Origin of the sequence: Kitasatospora sp. NPDC059817, from assembly GCF_042731835.1 — a bacterium.
Lineage (GTDB): Bacteria > Actinomycetota > Actinomycetes > Streptomycetales > Streptomycetaceae > Kitasatospora.
The window spans coordinates 1-15,817 of sequence record NZ_JBHWIR010000065.1 but is presented as its reverse complement, the minus strand read 5'-3'; the positions used below and the strand labels follow the sequence as shown (position 1 = coordinate 15,817).

The window sequence follows — 15,817 nt, the reverse complement described above, 5'->3', positions numbered from 1 at the left end:
TGGTCGGCGAGGGCGCTCACGGGGAATCGGGGAGTAAGTAGTGGCAGACGGAACGAACTTCGAGGGCGTCGGACACGCCCAGCTCAAGAAAATGGTCCAGAGCACCGACCCCACGACGGTGCTGAGCCGCGGCACCCAGCTGAAGTCGGCCGGCCGCGTCCTGAAGGAACTCGGCGCGGCACTCAAATCGCACATCGGCAACGTCAGCTGGGAAGGGCCGGCCGCCGAGAGCTTCAAGACCTGGGCAGGCAACCTGCAGCAGTCCGCCGCGTTGCTCGGTGACTACTCCACAACCGCCGGCGACGCCATGCACCAGGCCGGTGAGGCACTCAGCACCGCCAAGGTGGCCGTGCCGGACGTGCCACACGACGATGTCGACATCGTCAAGGCGCGCTCGACCCAGGGGGTGCCCAACCAGATGGCGCTCACGAGCGCCAACTTCACCCCGACCGGGCCGACCACCGCCACCGTCGACGCCATGATGAAGAAGCAGAACTGTTCCTGGGTCACCGAAACGGAGGCTGTGGCCGCCTCTCAGCGGGTCTACAAGGCCCACCAGGAAGCCATCCACCAGATGGAGAAGCTGGGGCAGGCGTACGAGGCGGCGACAACGAAGCTGGCCGGGCTCGGGGACGTGGCTCTGCCGGGTACGCCGGATGCGAGTAGCAACAAGTACGAATCCTCGACGGCCTCTGGTGGCAGCGGCTCAGGCGGTTACGGCGGCTCCGTTCGTAGCCCTCGTGCAGGCGGCGGTAGCACCGGGGGCAGCTACCGCCCGCCAGGCGGAAACTACGGTGGTGGTTCGGTCGCGCCTCGGAGTCTGGGGTCGGGTCCGCAAGGCCAGGTCGGCGGGCCTGGCCACACTGACCCAATTTCGCCGCGAAGCGGTGGCCAGGTGCCGTCGACGCCGGTGGACTCGGGCTCCTCGACGCCGCCCTCTGTGCCGTCGGAACCCGTCCACCGTCCCGGTACCGGCCTTGACAGCCTGCCGGCCGTGCCGACCTTGCCAGGTCAGACCGGCCCGCTCGGCCCCAGTGGTGGTGGAAGCCTCCCGCCTGACGGTCCGAACGGGATTCCCGGATATCCGGGTGGCCCCGGTGGTACCCCGGGATATCCGGGTGGTCCGGGTGGCGGCCCGGTGACCGGTTTCCCGGCCGGGGTCGGCGGCGGCTCGATCCCGGCCAGGGGTGGTGGCGGATCCGTCTCAGGCAAGGGCGGCGGCTCGATCCCCGCCCGTACGGCTCCGTTCGGCGGCGGCTCGGTGCCGGGAAAGTCCGGTGGCAGCCAGGGTCTGCCCAGCGGGACGGTCTTCGGCGCCCGTGAGGCCCAGGCGGGGCGGGCGGGAGCGGCCGGCAGCGCGGGCGGTGTGGGCGGCATGCATCCGGGGATGGGTGGTGGTTCCGGAGCCGTTGGTTCGGGCGGCAGCTCACGGGGCCGGGGCCTGACCTCGACCGGAGGAGGGGCGGTCGGCGGCCGCAAGGGACCGGCTGCCGGCGGGGAGTTCACGCCGGGTGGTACGGGCCTGCGTAACCGGGCTGCCGCTGCGGGAGCCGTTGAGGGCGAAGCCCGCTCCGGGCAGAACGGCATGATGGCCCCTGGAACGGCGGGTCACTCCGGTCGGAACGAGCGCGATCGCCGCAAGCGGGCCGACTACCTCCACGAGGACGAGGAGACCTGGACCAGCGGTACGCCGCACAGCAACCCGGACGTGATTGAGTAGGACGGCAACGACTGCCCGGCCACTGGGCTCTCCCGGTGGCCGGGCAGACCTGTTCGGGGCACGCTCCCCGGTCGACGGAGAGATTGACGAGGAGTTGTGATGGGGCGGACGAACACGCGATCTCGTTGGCGGATGTCCGCTGCGGTGCTTTTGGCGGCGGGAGTTGTGGTCGGCCCGGTCGCAGTGCCGGCGGCTGCCGAAGACACGATCCGGCAACAGCAGTGGCATCTGGACGCGATGCATGCACCGGAGATGTGGAAGATCACCAAGGGGCAGGGGATCACGATTGCCGTGATCGACGGCGGATTCAAGCTGGATCATCCGGATCTTGCCGGGCAGTTCCTGCCCGGCAAGGATTTCAGCGGCAGTTCTGGTGGGGTGGGCTCCTTCGGTGACGGGCACGGCACCGGGATCGCCAGCCTCATTGCCGGGACGGGCAAAGGTATGGGGGGAACCGGTGCCCAAGGTTTGGCTCCCGGGGTTAAAATTCTTCCTCTGAAGATCAATAACGGGTCTTCCGGGGCGCTCGTATCCAATGAATTCCTTGGCCAGATCGGCCAGGCCATTTCCTATGCGGTTGACCAGGGTGTCAAGGTCATCAATATCTCGCAGGGTATGAATGCGGCAGTTCCCGCGCCGGAAGATGTTGCCAATCTGAATGGCGTCATTGAGGCTGCGAGGGCCAAGGGTGTCCTAGTAGTGGCAAGCGTCGGGAATGAAGCGCAGAAGGGCAATCCGGTCGAGTATCCCGGGGCGCTTCCTGGTGTTGTCGGGGTAGGGGCAGTCGATCGTGATGTGATTGCGACAGCCGAGTCTGAGCAGGGGCCGCAGGTTATTCTTTCCGCGCCCGGCATGGATATGCTTGCTGCCTGTACCTCTTCGACTGGTTATTGCAAGAGTCACGGGACTTCGGACTCGGCCGCACTCGTGTCTGCTTCGGCGGCCCTGGTGTGGTCGGCGCATCCGGAATGGACGGCAAATCAGATTCTCCGGGTGCTCATTAACACGGCAGGAAAACCGACTGATGGGTCGGTCCGCAGTGTCGATGTCGGGTACGGAGTTGTCAGGCCTCGCGTCGCGCTGACGGAACCTGGCGATCCTGGGCCTGCGAATGTGTCGCCGATTCCGGTTGGGCAGACCTTGCCCTCGGCGAGCCCGTCGGCTACTTCTACTTCGGCGCCCTCGCCGAGTTCGGCGGCTCCGAGTCCGAGTGATGTGGCCGTGGGGGCGCCGTCGGTGGAGCCGAGGGTGGAGAAGTCCTCTGGTTCGGGTGGTGCGTTGCCGGTTGTGGCCGGTGTGGTGGGTGGGTTGGTGCTGGTCGCCGGTGTGGTGTTCGTCGTGTTGCGGCGGCGGAAGGCGGGTGGGCGGCCTGTGGTGCCGCCGGGGGAGGACCCGTACGTGCGGTGATCTGGGCGCCTGTGCTGGTGTGCACCGCCGGTGTTGAGCCGGGGGCGCGTGGGGTGGGGGTGTGCGCGGGGGTCACTCGGGTGGGGGCTGGTGGCGGGGCGGGCTGGTGTCCAGGGTGGTGGTATGGATGCGGAGGAAGCCCGGCGGGCGGGGCAGTTGAGGCGTGCGGCGGCTGCGGCGCTGATCGGTACGGCGATCGAGTTCTACGACTTCTTTTTGTACGGGACGGCGGCGGCCTTGGTGTTCGGGTCGGTGTTCTTTCCTGAACTGGGCACGGTGGGGGCGCTGTTGGCGGCGTTCTCGGTGTATGCGGTGGCGTTCTTGGCCCGGCCGCTGGGGGCGGTGGTGTTCGGGCATTTCGGGGACCGGGTGGGGCGGAAGGCGACGCTGGTGGTGTCGCTGTTGTTGATGGGGCTGTCGACGGCGGCGGTGGGGGTGTTGCCAGGGTTCGGGTCGTGGGGGTGGTGGGCGCCGGTGGCCCTGGTGGTGTTGCGGGTGTGTCAGGGCGTGGGGTTGGGCGGGGAGTGGGGCGGGGCGGCGCTGCTGATCGCGGAGAACGCGCCGGCCGGGCGGCGGGGGCGGTACGGGGCGTTCCTGCAGTTGGGGCCGACGAGCGGGTTCGTGTTGGCGAACGGGGTGTTCCTGGCGGTCCAACTCGGCCTGGACGGGCGGGCGTTCCGGGAGTGGGGCTGGCGGGTTCCGTTCCTGGCGTCGTTGGGGCTGGTGGCGGTGGGGCTGTTCGTGCGGCTGCGGTTGGAGGAGACGCCGCTGTTCCGGCCGGACGAGCCGAGGGACCGGGCGCCGGTGGTGGAGGTGTTGCGCGGGCACTGGCGCACGGTGCTGCTGGGCTGTGGGGCGATCACCGTGGGGTACGCGCTGTTCTACCTGACCACGACGTACGCGTTGGCGTACGCGACGTCCGGGCTCGGGGTGGCGAGTTCGCTGGTGTTGGTGATGCTGCTGGTGGGCGCGCTGGGCATGGGCGTGACGGTGTGGGTGAGCGCGTCGCGCAGTGACGGGTGGGGGCGGCGGCGGACGCTGTGCTGGGCGACGGGTCTGGCGGCGGGGTGGTCGCTGGTGCTGTTCCCGTTGCTGGAGACGGTGCGCCGGCCGTTGATGTTCGTGGCGCTGGCGGGTGCGCTGGTGGTGCTGGGGTGCCTGATGGGGCCGGTGGCGGCGTTCCTGCCGGAGTTGTTCCCGACCCGGGTGCGGTACACGGGTGCCGCGTTGACGTACAACCTGGGCGGCGTGGTGGGCGGGGCGACGACGCCGCTGGTGGCGACGCGGCTGACGGAGGCGTACGGGACGGCGGAGCCGGTCGGCTGGTACCTGGTGGGGTTGGGCGTGGTGGCGCTGGGCTGCCTGTGGCTGCTGCCGGAGACCGGCGGCGCGGAGTTGGGGGCGGTGGACGGCGGACGCCGCCGGGTGCCTCTCCTGGGGGCGGACCCGGCGGCGTAGGTGCCGACCGTGCGGTGCGGTCAGCCGGCGAGGGCGGCGCGGCCGGCCAGCACGACGGCGGTGTGCTGGGCGACCCGCTCGCCGAGGTACTCGGCGGTCGCGATGTCGGCCTTGTGCACGGCCTCGGGGCCGGCGTCGGACGGGCTGGAGGCGGCGGCGCCGTTGAAGAAGCCGAGGCGGTTGAGGTCGTTCTCGGTGGCGGTGGTGGCGTTCCAGCCGGGCTTGAGGCCGAGGTTGACCCAGCTCATGGCGTGCTGGGCGGCGAGGGTCTGGAAGAAGCCGAGGGTGCCGGCCTTGTCGCCGCTCTTGGAGGCGGAGTTGGTGAAGCCGGCGGCGACCTTGTCCCGCCAGGCGTCGGAGAACCAGCGCTTGCTGGTGGCCTCGGCGAAGACGTGGAAGGCGCCGGAGGCGGTGCCCATGTAGGTGGGGGAGCCGAAGACGATCGCGTCGGCGGCGTCGAGCTGGGCCCACTGCTCGTCGGTGATGGTGTCGACGGCGATCGAGACGACCTCGGCGCCGGCGGCGGCGGCGCCGCGGGCGACGGCCTCGGCGATGACGGCGGTGTGGCCGTAGCCGGAGTGGTAGGCGAGGGCGACGGTCGGGCGGATGGCGGTCATACGGGGGCACTCCTGTACGGGAACGGGTGCGGGCAGGGGCAAGGCAAGGCAGGGACAAGCCGAGGAGCGACGGCGGGGCGTGCTGTCGCACCTCGACCCGCCGGGCTGGTCTCCAATATAGACCAAGTCTCCATTGGTTACCAAGGGTGGATTGGAGACCGCAGGGCTACCCTGGACGGCATGACGACGGAGGAAGCGGCCCGGGTGGAGAGCGGCACTGGGCGGCAGGGGCAGGAGCGGGAGGGCGGGCAGGACCGGGAGCAGGAGCTCGACGTCTTCGCCCAGCTCTGTCCCAGCCGCGCGATGTTCGCCGAACTGGCCGACAAGTGGTCGATGTTGATCCTGATGAGCCTCGCCGCCTGCGGGCAGCAGCGGTTCTCCGAACTGCAGCGTGGCGTCGGCGGGGTCAGTCGCAAGATGCTCACCCAGTCGCTGCGCAGCCTGGAGCGCAGCGGACTGGTGCGCCGCACCGTGTTCCCGGAGACGCCGCCGCGGGTGGTCTACGACCTGCTGCCGCTCGGCCGGGAGCTGGCCGTGCTGCTGGCGCCGCTCGGCCGCTGGACGGAGCAGCGAACCGGGCAGATGCTGGCCGCCCGTGAGGAGTTCGACGAGGCGCACGCCGAAGGCTGACCGCGCACGTACCGAAGGCTGGCCGGGCCCGCGCCAAGGGCTGACCAGCCCCGTACCGAAGGCCGACCGGGCCCGTGCCGAGGGCCGGGTGCCCGCCCGCCGGGGGTCGGTCCGGCATGCGCCGGGGCCGCGGAGCCGATTTCCCTTCCGGGCCGCCAGCCGTGTAATGTCTTCCTTGTTCGACCGGCCCGGTGAAAGCCCGGCAAGCCCCTATAGCTCAGTCGGTAGAGCGTCTCCATGGTAAGGAGAAGGTCTGCGGTTCGATTCCGCATGGGGGCTCCATTTGAAGGCCCTCGCTTCATGGCGAGGGCCTTTTGCTGTTCCCCGATCAGGCCGCCCGGTCCAAGACGGCGGCCCAGTGCGGCGGCCGAATGCGGCGGCCTAGCGGGTCGGGTACGGAATGCGCTGTGATGGTGCGTCATCGGCCGCCCGCCCATGGGGTGCGGGCGCGAGCCGAACCCCGACCGGGAGGGCGTCATGGGCGTTCGACTCGTGGTGGTCGACGATCACCGGCTGTTGGCCGAGGCGCTGGCCACGGCGTTGCAGCTGCGCGGCCACCGGGTGCTCGCGGTCGGCTGCCCGGCCGGGGTCGCGGCTGATCTGGTGGTCGGCCGGCGGCCGGAGGTGTGTCTGCTGGGGGTGGCCGCGCCGAGTGAGCCGGCGGCTTTCGACGGGCTGCGCCGGATTCGCCGGGAGCGCCCCGAGGTGGCCGTGATCGTGCTCGGGCCGGTGGGTGAACTGCGCGGTGTGGCGGGGGCGTTCGCGGCCGGGGCGGCGGGGTACGTGCCGAGCGACGAGCGGATCGGGGTGGTCGAGCGGGCGATCGGGCGGGCTCGGGCGGGCGAGGCGGCGGTGGCCGTGGACGTGCTGCGCGGGGCCTTCGACCAGTTGCTGCGGCCGGTCGCCGAGCCGGACGACGAGGCGGTGCGGCTGCTGCGGTTGCTGACCCGCCGTGAGGTGCAGGTGCTGGCCCGGATCGCGGACGGGGAGGACACGGCGGCGATCGCCGCCGGGATGCGGATCGCCGCGAGCACCGCCCGGACGCACGTCCAGCGGGTGCTGATGAAGCTCGGTGCGCGGACCCGGCTGGAGGCGGCCGCGGTGGCGGCCCGTACCGGGCTGCTGGAGCGGATGGCCGGTGGCTGAGGGGGGCTCGGGTTTCGTGAAACCGGCTCCCGGGTGGCCCGTTCACGTGGTCCTGGGCACTCCGGCGGGCAGGGAGAATAGCCTCAGTCGTACACACGTCATCGACGGCCGCCGCTGATCCGGCGGACCGTCGCCCGCTGGAGGTCTCATCATGAGTAAGTACCTGGTCACGGGTGGCGCCGGCTACGTCGGCAGCGTGGTGGCCGCCCACCTGCTGGAGGCGGGGCACCAGGTGACCGTCCTGGACGATCTCTCCACCGGTTTCCGTGAGGGCGTCCCGGTCGGTGCCGAGTTCGTCGAGGGTCGGGTCCAGGAGGCCGGCCGGGTGCTGGACGGTTCCTTCGACGGCGTGCTGCACTTCGCCGCCTCCTCGCAGGTCGGCGAGTCGGTCGTGGACCCGGAGAAGTACTGGCGTAACAACGTGGCGGGGTCGCTGGAGCTGGTCGCGGCGATGCGCGCGGCGGGTGTGCGCAAGCTGGTGTTCTCGTCCACCGCCGCCGTCTACGGCGAGCCGGAGGTCGTGCCGATCGCGGAGACCGCCCGCACCTCGCCGACCAACGCCTACGGCGCCACCAAGCTCGCCGTGGACCACCTGATCACCAGCGAGGCCGTCGCGCACGGGCTGGCCGCCGTCTCGCTGCGCTACTTCAACGTGGCCGGTGCGTACGGCGCGTACGGGGAGCGCCACGACCCCGAGTCGCACCTGATCCCGCTGGTGTTCCAGGCGGCGCTGGGTCAGCGCCCGCACATCGCGGTGTACGGCGAGGACTACCCGACCCCGGACGGCACCTGCATCCGCGACTACATCCACGTCGCGGACCTGGCCGACGCGCACCTGCTGGCGCTGGACGCGGCCAAGCCGGGCGAGCACCTGATCTGCAACCTGGGCAACGGCAGCGGCTTCTCGGTGCGCGAGGTGATCGAGTCGGTCCGGCGCGTCACCGGCCGGGAGATCCCGGTGCAGGCGGCCGGCCGCCGGGCCGGCGACCCGGCCGTGCTGGTGGCCTCGGCCGCCCGCGCCCACGAGGCGCTGGGCTGGACGCCGCGCCGCCCGAACCTGGACGACATCGTCGCCGACGCCTGGAAGTTCGCCCTGGAGAAGCACGGCCAGTAGGCCGCAGGACCCCGCAGGCGCCGCTCCCGGAGGTTGGGGGCGGCGCCTCGGCGTTGCCCGCTTCGACCGGTGATGGCGTGAAATCCCGCCACTCGCGCACCTCCTGACGAAACTTCACCAAACCGCCACGAGGGGGTTTCCCGGCCCGTACGCTGAGTGCGGCACCGGTGGGGGCCGGCGCCCTTTTTCGGCCTCACCGGCCACCGGTGGGCGGGCGGAGTGACGGGCCCGGACCGCGGGTGCCGGGGCCGGTCCCCGCCCCCGGGCTCGGGCCGGTCTGAGCAGGGGGGTAGTGACGATGGGGCGGATCCGCGTCCTGGTGGTCGACGACCACCGGATCTTCGCCGAGGCCCTGGCCGCGGCGCTCGCCGCCGAGCCCGACGTGGAGGTGGGGGCGGCCGGCAGCGGGGCCGCCGCCGAGCGGGCGCTGGAGCGTGCCGCCGTCGAGGGGCGGGCCTTCGACGTGGTTCTGATCGACGCCGACCTGGGGGCCGAGGGCGTCGCTTCGGCGGGTGCCCGGAGCCGGCCCGGCCCGGACGCGGCCGACGCGGCCCGGCGGCGGCTGGCCCCGGCGGTGCCGCCGCCCCGCCACCCGGTCGGCCCGCCGGTGGTGCCGTCCGGCGGGCGCTCGGTGGACCTGCTGCGCCCGGGTGGGCGCGGCGCGGAGCCGGCCCGCTCCGACGTGTACCGGGCCGACCAGCTCAGAACCGCGCCTCCGGCACCGGACGGCATCACCCTGCTCGCCCGGGTCCGCCGCGCCCATCCGGGGCTGCGGGCGGTCGTGCTGGCCGCCGCCGACGATCCGCACCGCGCCGCCCGGGCCCTGCACGCGGGCGCCACCGGCTGGGTGGCCAAGGAGAGTTCGCTGGCCCGGCTGCTCGCCGTGGTCCGGGGGGTGCTGCGGGACGAGACGCACCTGCCGCCCGCGCTGCTGACCGGGGTGATCCGCGAGCTGACCACCGCTCGGCGAGACCGCACCGAGAGCGAGCGGCTGGTCGACACCCTGACCCCGCGGGAGAAGCAGATCCTGCGCTGCATGGTGGCGGGCCTGGGTCGGCAGGCGGTCGCGGAGCGGCTCTACCTGTCGCCGCACACCGTCCGGACGCACATGCAGAACGTGCTCGGCAAGCTCGGGGTGCACTCCACGCTGGCCGCGGTCGCGGTGGCCCGCCGGGCCGGGGTCAGCCCGGCCGAGCCGGCCCTGCCGGCGTCGCCGTCCATCGTGACCGCGGTGGACCGGACGTGAGCTCCGGGGCCCGGATCAGCCCGGGATGTTGTCGAAGGGGGCGACCAGCTGCCGCAGGAGCGCGGCGAGTTCGCCCCGCTGGCCGGAGCTGAGCTGGGCGAGCAGTTCGCGTTCGTGCGCGAGCAGTCCGGCGAGTGCCTGGTCGGCGCGGTCGCGGCCGTCGTCGGTGAGCCGGACGAGCACGCCGCGCCGGTCGTCCGGGTCGGGCAGGCGCTTGACCAGGCCCTTGCCGGTGAGGCGGTCGATGCGGTTGGTCATGGTGCCGGAGGTGACCAGGGTCTGGGTGAGCAGCTGGCCGGGGGAGAGCTGGTAGGGGGAGCCGGCCCGGCGCAGGGCGGTCAGGACGTCGAACTCCCAGGGCTCCAGCCCGTGCTCGGCGAAGGCGGTGCGGCGGGCGCGGTCGAGGTGCCGGGCGAGCCTGCTGACCCGGCTGAGTACCTCCAGCGGCTCCACGTCGAGGTCGGGGCGCTCTCGGCGCCACGCTGCGACCAGCCTGTCGACCTCGTCCTCCATGACGATCAGTGTATCGGTGGATGTGTCGATGTGAAGTCTCTTGACGTCGAGAAATGTGCCAGCAAGGCTACCTGGGATATCTTGATGTCGAGATACTTGTGAGGTGGACCATGACCAGTCCCGTCTGGGACCCGGCGCAGTACCTGCGCTTCGCGGACGAACGCACCCGTCCGCTGCGCGACCTGCTCGCCCGCGTCCCCGCCCTCCCGAACCCGGGCGATCCCGTGATCCTCGACATCGGCTGCGGCCCCGGCAACTCCACCGCCGTGCTGCGCGCACGCTGGCCGCACGCCCGCCTCACCGGCGTCGACAACTCCGCCCCGATGCTCGCCACCGCCCGCACCGACGGTGAGCCCACCGCCGACTACCTGCTCGCCGACGCCCGCGACTACGACCCGGCCCCGGCCGGACCCGACCTGATCGTCTCCAACGCCACGCTGCAGTGGATCGACGGCCACCTCGACCTCGTCCCGCGCTGGGCCGGCGCCCTGCGGCCCGGCGGTACCGTCGCCTTCCAGGTCCCCGGCAACTTCGACGCCCCCAGCCACACCCTGCTCGCCGAACTCCGGCGCAGCCCCCGCTGGCGCGGCCTCCTCGGCGACGAGGACGCCAGGGCCGGTGTCCACCCGCCCGAGCGCTACCTGGACGCCCTCACCGCCGCCGGCTGCACGCCCGACGTCTGGGAGACCACGTACCGCACCCTGCTCCCGGGCCCGGACCCGGTCCTCGCCTGGGTCAAGGGCACCGCCCTGCGCCCCGTCCTCACCCGGCTGACCGACCCCGCCCGCCAGGCCGCCTTCCTCGCCGAGTACGGGGCGCTCCTGCGCGAGGCCTACCCGGCCGGACCGCACGGCACCGTCTTCCCGTTCCGGCGGATCTTCGCCGTCGGGACCAGGGTCTGATGCGGGGCGGGAGGGCCTGATGCGGGGCGGGCGGGCCTGATGCGGGGCGGGAGGGCCGACGGTCCTTCCGCCCGCAGGTCAGTCCTTGCGCCCGCCGACCAGCCGTGGGTGCCGCTCCAGGCCCTCCAGCCCGTGCCAGGCCAGGTTCACCAGGTGCGCCGCGACCTGAGCCTTGTCCGGCTTGCGGACCTCCAGCCACCACTGCCCGGTCAGTGCCACCATGCCGACCAGCATCTGCGAGTACATCGGGGCCAGTCGCGCGTCGAAGCCCCGGGACTTGAACTCCAGGCCGAGGATGTCCTCCACCTGCGTCGCGATGTCGCTGATCAGTGACGCGAAGGTGCCGGTCGACTGGGCCACCGGGGAGTCCCGGACCAGGATCCGGAAGCCGTCCGTCGAGGTGTCGATGTAGTCCATCAGCGCGAACGCGGCCTGCTCCAGCAGTTCCCGCGAGTGCCCGCCGGTCAGCGCCCCCGTGACCATGTCCAGCAGCAGCTGCATCTCGCGGTCCACCACCACCGCGTACAGCCCCTCCTTGCCGCCGAAGTGCTCGTACACCACCGGCTTCGACACCCCGGCCCGCTCGGCGATCTCCTCCACCGAGGTGCCGTCGTAGCCGCGCTCCGCGAACACCGTCCGCCCGATCTCCAGCAGCTGCTCCCGCCGTTGCTTGCCGGTCATCCGGACCCGCCCGCCCCGGCGGCGCGGCGCCGGGGCGGGCGTACCTCCCGAGGCGCCCCCGCCCGCCGGTGCAGCGGTTCGCGGACGGGCCGGCGCCGCGTCGGGCGCCGCGTCCGTCCGCGTGCTCTGGTGGCCGCCTGTGCTGTCTGCGCTGCTCCCGTTCACCCCTACATCATGCTGGAAGCGACGACTCATGCGGCGCGGCGGGCGGCGATCCGTTGTGCGTCCGGCCAACGGACGTCCCGGACCCAGCCGGCCAGCTCGAACCAGCGGATCAGCCGGGCCGAGGAGTCGATCTGCCCGCGCAGCACCCCGTGCCGGGCGGCCGTCGGGTCCGCGTGGTGCAGGTTGTGCCAGGACTCGCCGCAGGAGAGCACCGCCAGCCACCAGACGTTGCCCGAGCGGTCCCGGGAGCGGAACGGGCGGCGGCCGACGGCGTGGCAGATCGAGTTGATCGACCAGGTGACGTGGTGCAGCAGGGCCACCCGGACCAGCGATCCCCAGAAGAAGGCGGACAGCGCGCCCGACCAGGACAGCGTCACCAGCCCGCCGACCAGCGGGGGGAGCAGCAGCGAGATCATGGTCCAGAGCCAGAACAGCCGGGAGATCCGCCGTATGGCCGGATCGCGGACGAGGTCCGGCGCGTACGTGAGCTGCGGGGTCTGCTCCTCGTCGAACATCCAGCCCATGTGCGCCCACCACAGGCCCTTGAGTAGGGCGGGGAGGCTCTCCCCGTAGCGCCACGGCGAGTGCGGGTCGCCGTCCTTGTCGCTGAACCGGTGGTGCTTGCGGTGGTCGGCCACCCAGCGCACCAGCGGGCCCTCGACCGCCAGGCTGCCGGCGATCGCGAGGGCGAGCCGCATCGGGCGGTTGGCCTTGAACGCGCTGTGGGTGAAGTAGCGGTGGTAGCCGACGGTGATGCCGTGGCAGGTGAGGAAGTACATGGCGACGGTGATCGCCGCGTCCGTCCACCCCAGTCCCCACCCCCAGGCCACCGGTACGGCGGCCAGCAGCGCGGTGAACGGCAGGAGGATGAACAGCCCGAGCGCGAGCCGTTCGGCGAGGCCCTGCTTCTCCCCGCCGCGGGTGGCGGACAGCCGGGTGGCGGCGGTGTCGGTGGGATCGGGGGATTCGGTGGGAAGCGCGGCGTTCCCCGCGCTCGGCTCGCCGGCCTTGGTGGTCATGGGCGTCCCTTTGCGGCATCTCTGTGCGGGAGGGAGGAGCGGAGGCTACGTTGGCGTAACCTACGGCATCGTAGGTTGCGCTCCGTGGCGAAGGGAACACGCCGCCGCACGGCGCTTGAGTGAATTCACCCGACTGGATGGATGAACCGGCGGCCCGGCTTGTTCGACCGTTTCCGGCGGATCGGGGCCTGCGGATCGCGGCAGTTGATACCCATGGCCGGGTCGACTCGGGTAGGGTCTGAGCAACCATCCGCCGTGGTGTAATGGCAGCACAGGGCCCTTTGGAGGCCTTTGTCTGGGTTCGAATCCTAGCGGCGGAGCCTCTGCACGCCTCAGGTTCGGGCGTACCGCCGAACCGCCGGTATTGTCGGTGCTGCTCGGCGGACTGTGCGAATGGCGACCGGCCTCGGTCCGGTCCGGGCCCGTTCTGCCCGCTCTGTGAACCGACCGAGGAGCCTCCCCGCATGGGTGCCAATTCGCTTGCCGCCGTTGTCGTGCTCGCCGCCGGTGGCGGGACCCGGATGAAGTCGAACAAGCTGCCCAAGGTGCTGCACGAGGTCTGCGGCCGGTCGCTGGTGGGTCATGCCGTCTCGGCGGCCCGCGAACTGACGCCGGAGCAGCTCGTCGTGGTGGTCGGACACCAGCGGGACCAGGTCCAGGAGCACCTCGCGGCGCACTACCCGGCGGCCCGCCCGGTGGTGCAGGAGGACCAGAAGGGCACCGGGCACGCGGTGCGCACGGCGCTGGAGGCGCTGGCCGCCGACGGCGTGGTGCTGGACGGCACGGTGATCGTCACCGCCGGGGACTCCCCGCTGCTGACCGGGGACACGCTGCGCCGCCTGGCGAAGGCCCACACCGCCCAGGACAACGGGGTCACCGTGCTGACCGCCGTCGTCCCCGAGCCCTTCGGCTACGGCCGGATCCTGCGGGACGAGGACGGCACCGTCGCCGCGATCGTCGAGGAGCGGGACGCCACCGCCGTCCAGCGCTCGATCGCCGAGATCAACTCGGGCGTCTTCGCCTTCGACGCCAAGCTGCTGGTCGAGGCGCTGGCCGAGCTCACCACGGACAACTCGCAGGGCGAGGAGTACCTCACCGACACCCTGGAGATCCTGCGCACCGCCGGGCACCGGGTGGGCGCCGTGGTCGCGGAGGACCACCGGGACATCCTGGGCATCAACGACCGGGTGCAGCTCGCGCAGGCCCGTCGGCTGCTGAACGACCGCCTGCTGGAGCGGGCGATGCGGGCCGGCGTCACCGTGGTGGACCCGGCGACCACCTGGATCGACGTGCAGGTGACGTACGAGCCGGACGCCCTCGTGCTGCCGAACACCCAGCTGCAGGGCGCCACCCACCTGGGCGAGGGCTGCGAGGTCGGCCCGAACTCGACCCTGACCGACACCCTGATCGGCGCCGGCGCCCGTGTGAGCAACACCACGGCGGACCGCGCCGAGGTGGGCGAGCTGGCCACCGCCGGCCCGTACGCCTACCTGCGGCCGGGGGCCAGGCTGGCCCGCAAGGCGAAGGTCGGCACCTACGTCGAGGTGAAGAACTCCGAGCTGGGCGAGGGCGCCAAGGTGCCGCACCTCTCCTACATCGGGGACACCACGATCGGCGAGGGCACCAACGTCGGCGCGGCCTCCGTCACCGTGAACTACGACGGCGTCAACAAGCACCGCACGGTGATCGGTGCGCACTGCCGCACCGGCTCCGACAACATGTTCATCGCCCCGGTGACGATCGGGGACGGCGCCTACACCGCGGCCGGTTCGGTCATCACCACCGACGTCCCGCCGGGCGCGCTCGGAGTGAGCCGGGCGCACCAGCGCAACATCGAGGGCTGGGTGGAGCGCAAGCGCCCGGGGACCACCTCCGCGCAGGCCGCGAAGGCTGCGACGGGCGGGGCCGCGGACGCCTGACGGGGCGGGCGGGAGCCCGAGGGCGGTCCCGGGGCGGACGGTTTCTGCGTGGGCGCGTAACCTTGGGGACATACGTGCGCCACTGGGCTTACGGCCCGTGTCCAGGCGTACCGACAATTCCCCCGACCCCTCGTGCGAGCCGGCTGCGCCTGCCCGCACGGGACGACGGGGTTCAGCGTCAGCAACGCGAGGAGACGGTGCAGTGAGCGGGATCACGACGTCGGGTGAGAAGAAACTCAAGCTCTTCTCCGGCCGTGCCCACCCGGAACTGGCGAGGGAGGTGGCCGAGGCGCTCGGGACCGAGCTCGTCCCGACCAAGGCCCTGGACTTCGCCAACGGCGAGATCTACGTCCGCTTCCTGGACTCCGCCCGCGGCGCGGACTGCTTCGTGATGCAGAGCCACACGGCTCCCATCAACCAGTGGATCATGGAACAGCTGATCATGATCGATGCGCTGAAGCGGGCCTCCGCCAAGAGCATCACCGCGATCCTGCCGTTCTACGGGTACGCCCGCCAGGACAAGAAGCACCTGGGCCGCGAGCCCATCTCGGCGCGCCTGGTCGCCGACCTGCTGCGCCAGGCGGGCGCCGACCGGCTGATGGCCGTGGACCTGCACACCGCGCAGATCCAGGGCTTCTTCGACGGCCCGGTGGACCACCTGTTCGCGCTGCCGATGCTGGCGGACTACGTGGGCGGGAGGGTGGACCGCTCCAAGCTGACCATCGTGTCGCCGGACGCCGGCCGGGTGAAGGTGGCCGACCAGTGGTGCGACCGGCTGGACGCGCCGCTGGCGATCATCCACAAGCGCCGTGACATGACCCAGGCCAACACCATCCTGTCGGCCGAGGTCGTCGGTGACGTCAAGGACCGGGTCTGCGTCCTGGTCGACGACATGATCGACACCGCCGGCACGATCTGCGCCGCGGCTGACGCGCTGTTCGACAACGGTGCGGCGGACGTCCTGGTGGCGGCCACCCACGGCGTGCTCTCCGGCCCGGCCGCGGACCGGCTGAAGAACTCGCGGGTCAGCGAGTTCGTGTTCACCAACACGCTGCCGACCCCGGGGCAGATCCAGCTGGACAAGATCACCACGCTGTCCATCGCCCCCTCGATCGCGGCCGCGATCCGCGAGGTGTTCGAGGAGGGTTCGGTCACGAGCCTCTTCGAGGGCGTGCACTGACGAAGCCCGACGGCGGGGGGGGGCCGCGCGGGCGCGGGCGGGGGCGGGCGCCCGGGAGGAGGGGTGGGGGGGTCGGGGGGTGTGTATGATAAAATGGAGG

14 protein-coding genes and 2 tRNA genes are annotated in these 15,817 nt (G+C 71.9%); 12 read left to right on the top strand and 4 right to left on the bottom strand.

The genetic code is table 11. The annotated features are described in order from the left end of the window. Window positions 1–40: 40 nt before the first annotated feature. The 3 genes from ACFV61_RS16475 (at window position 41) to ACFV61_RS16465 (ending at window position 4,585) form a co-directional block, all read left to right on the top strand. Window positions 41–1,720 carry a WXG100 family type VII secretion target gene (locus tag ACFV61_RS16475; protein ID WP_380492250.1) on the top strand — a complete coding sequence of 560 codons (1,680 nt, stop codon included), beginning with the start codon at window positions 41–43 and terminating at the stop codon, window positions 1,718–1,720. 132 nt (window positions 1,721–1,852) lie between these two features. Next, entirely contained in the window at window positions 1,853–3,127 is a 1,275-nt protein-coding gene (locus ACFV61_RS16470) for a S8 family serine peptidase (protein WP_380427551.1), read from the top strand. 90 nt (window positions 3,128–3,217) lie between these two features. Beyond that, window positions 3,218–4,585, top strand: a complete 1,368-nt coding sequence (locus ACFV61_RS16465; RefSeq protein ID WP_380492248.1) for an MFS transporter — start codon at window positions 3,218–3,220, stop codon at window positions 4,583–4,585. A 20-nt stretch (window positions 4,586–4,605) separates the two neighbouring features. Here the strand turns inward: ACFV61_RS16465 and ACFV61_RS16460 are convergent, their stop codons facing one another. Next, a complete protein-coding gene (locus tag ACFV61_RS16460) occupies window positions 4,606–5,202 on the bottom strand; it encodes a flavodoxin family protein (RefSeq protein WP_063348057.1) in 597 nt (198 codons plus the stop codon). A 180-nt stretch (window positions 5,203–5,382) separates the two neighbouring features. Between ACFV61_RS16460 and ACFV61_RS16455 the strand changes: the two genes are divergently transcribed. The 5 genes from ACFV61_RS16455 to ACFV61_RS16435 all read left to right on the top strand — a co-directional run bounded on the left by ACFV61_RS16455 (window position 5,383) and on the right by ACFV61_RS16435 (window position 9,338). After that, the gene (locus ACFV61_RS16455; RefSeq protein ID WP_380492246.1) at window positions 5,383–5,832 is read left to right on the top strand and encodes a winged helix-turn-helix transcriptional regulator; all 450 of its coding nucleotides are present in this window, start codon (window positions 5,383–5,385) and stop codon (window positions 5,830–5,832) included. 206 nt (window positions 5,833–6,038) lie between these two features. Further along, window positions 6,039–6,114: transfer RNA gene (locus ACFV61_RS16450), tRNA-Thr, on the top strand. Window positions 6,115–6,309: 195 nt separating this feature from the next. Beyond that, window positions 6,310–6,978 (top strand): LuxR C-terminal-related transcriptional regulator, encoded by a 669-nt coding sequence (locus ACFV61_RS16445; protein WP_063348056.1) that lies wholly within the window; start codon window positions 6,310–6,312, stop codon window positions 6,976–6,978. Between the two features lie 151 nt (window positions 6,979–7,129). Beyond that, complete coding sequence (gene galE, locus ACFV61_RS16440; RefSeq protein WP_063348055.1) at window positions 7,130–8,092, top strand: UDP-glucose 4-epimerase GalE; 963 nt, start codon at window positions 7,130–7,132, stop codon at window positions 8,090–8,092. 298 nt (window positions 8,093–8,390) lie between these two features. Further along, window positions 8,391–9,338, top strand: a complete 948-nt coding sequence (locus ACFV61_RS16435) for a LuxR C-terminal-related transcriptional regulator (protein ID WP_380492244.1) — start codon at window positions 8,391–8,393, stop codon at window positions 9,336–9,338. 15 nt (window positions 9,339–9,353) lie between these two features. Here the strand turns inward: ACFV61_RS16435 and ACFV61_RS16430 are convergent, their stop codons facing one another. After that, window positions 9,354–9,851 carry a MarR family winged helix-turn-helix transcriptional regulator gene (locus ACFV61_RS16430; protein ID WP_188307908.1) on the bottom strand — a complete coding sequence of 166 codons (498 nt, stop codon included), beginning with the start codon at window positions 9,849–9,851 and terminating at the stop codon, window positions 9,354–9,356. A gap of 110 nt (window positions 9,852–9,961) precedes the next feature. On the opposite strand from ACFV61_RS16430, the gene ACFV61_RS16425 reads away from it, so the two are divergent. After that, window positions 9,962–10,753 (top strand): methyltransferase domain-containing protein, encoded by a 792-nt coding sequence (locus ACFV61_RS16425; RefSeq protein WP_380492241.1) that lies wholly within the window; start codon window positions 9,962–9,964, stop codon window positions 10,751–10,753. Window positions 10,754–10,831: 78 nt separating this feature from the next. Here the strand turns inward: ACFV61_RS16425 and ACFV61_RS16420 are convergent, their stop codons facing one another. Together ACFV61_RS16420 and ACFV61_RS16415 are read right to left on the bottom strand one after the other, a co-directional pair. After that, complete coding sequence (locus tag ACFV61_RS16420) at window positions 10,832–11,599, bottom strand: TetR family transcriptional regulator (protein WP_380492239.1); 768 nt, start codon at window positions 11,597–11,599, stop codon at window positions 10,832–10,834. Window positions 11,600–11,625: 26 nt separating this feature from the next. Continuing rightward, window positions 11,626–12,618 carry an acyl-CoA desaturase gene (locus tag ACFV61_RS16415; protein WP_380345641.1) on the bottom strand — a complete coding sequence of 331 codons (993 nt, stop codon included), beginning with the start codon at window positions 12,616–12,618 and terminating at the stop codon, window positions 11,626–11,628. A gap of 249 nt (window positions 12,619–12,867) precedes the next feature. Here ACFV61_RS16415 and ACFV61_RS16410 point away from each other — a divergent pair. The 3 genes from ACFV61_RS16410 (at window position 12,868) to ACFV61_RS16400 (ending at window position 15,717) form a co-directional block, all read left to right on the top strand. After that, window positions 12,868–12,938 (top strand) — tRNA-Gln (locus ACFV61_RS16410). Between the two features lie 144 nt (window positions 12,939–13,082). Then, entirely contained in the window at window positions 13,083–14,537 is a 1,455-nt protein-coding gene (gene glmU / locus ACFV61_RS16405) for a bifunctional UDP-N-acetylglucosamine diphosphorylase/glucosamine-1-phosphate N-acetyltransferase GlmU (RefSeq protein WP_380492236.1), read from the top strand. Between the two features lie 202 nt (window positions 14,538–14,739). Further along, window positions 14,740–15,717 (top strand): ribose-phosphate diphosphokinase, encoded by a 978-nt coding sequence (locus tag ACFV61_RS16400; protein WP_063348048.1) that lies wholly within the window; start codon window positions 14,740–14,742, stop codon window positions 15,715–15,717. Window positions 15,718–15,817 lie beyond the last annotated feature (100 nt).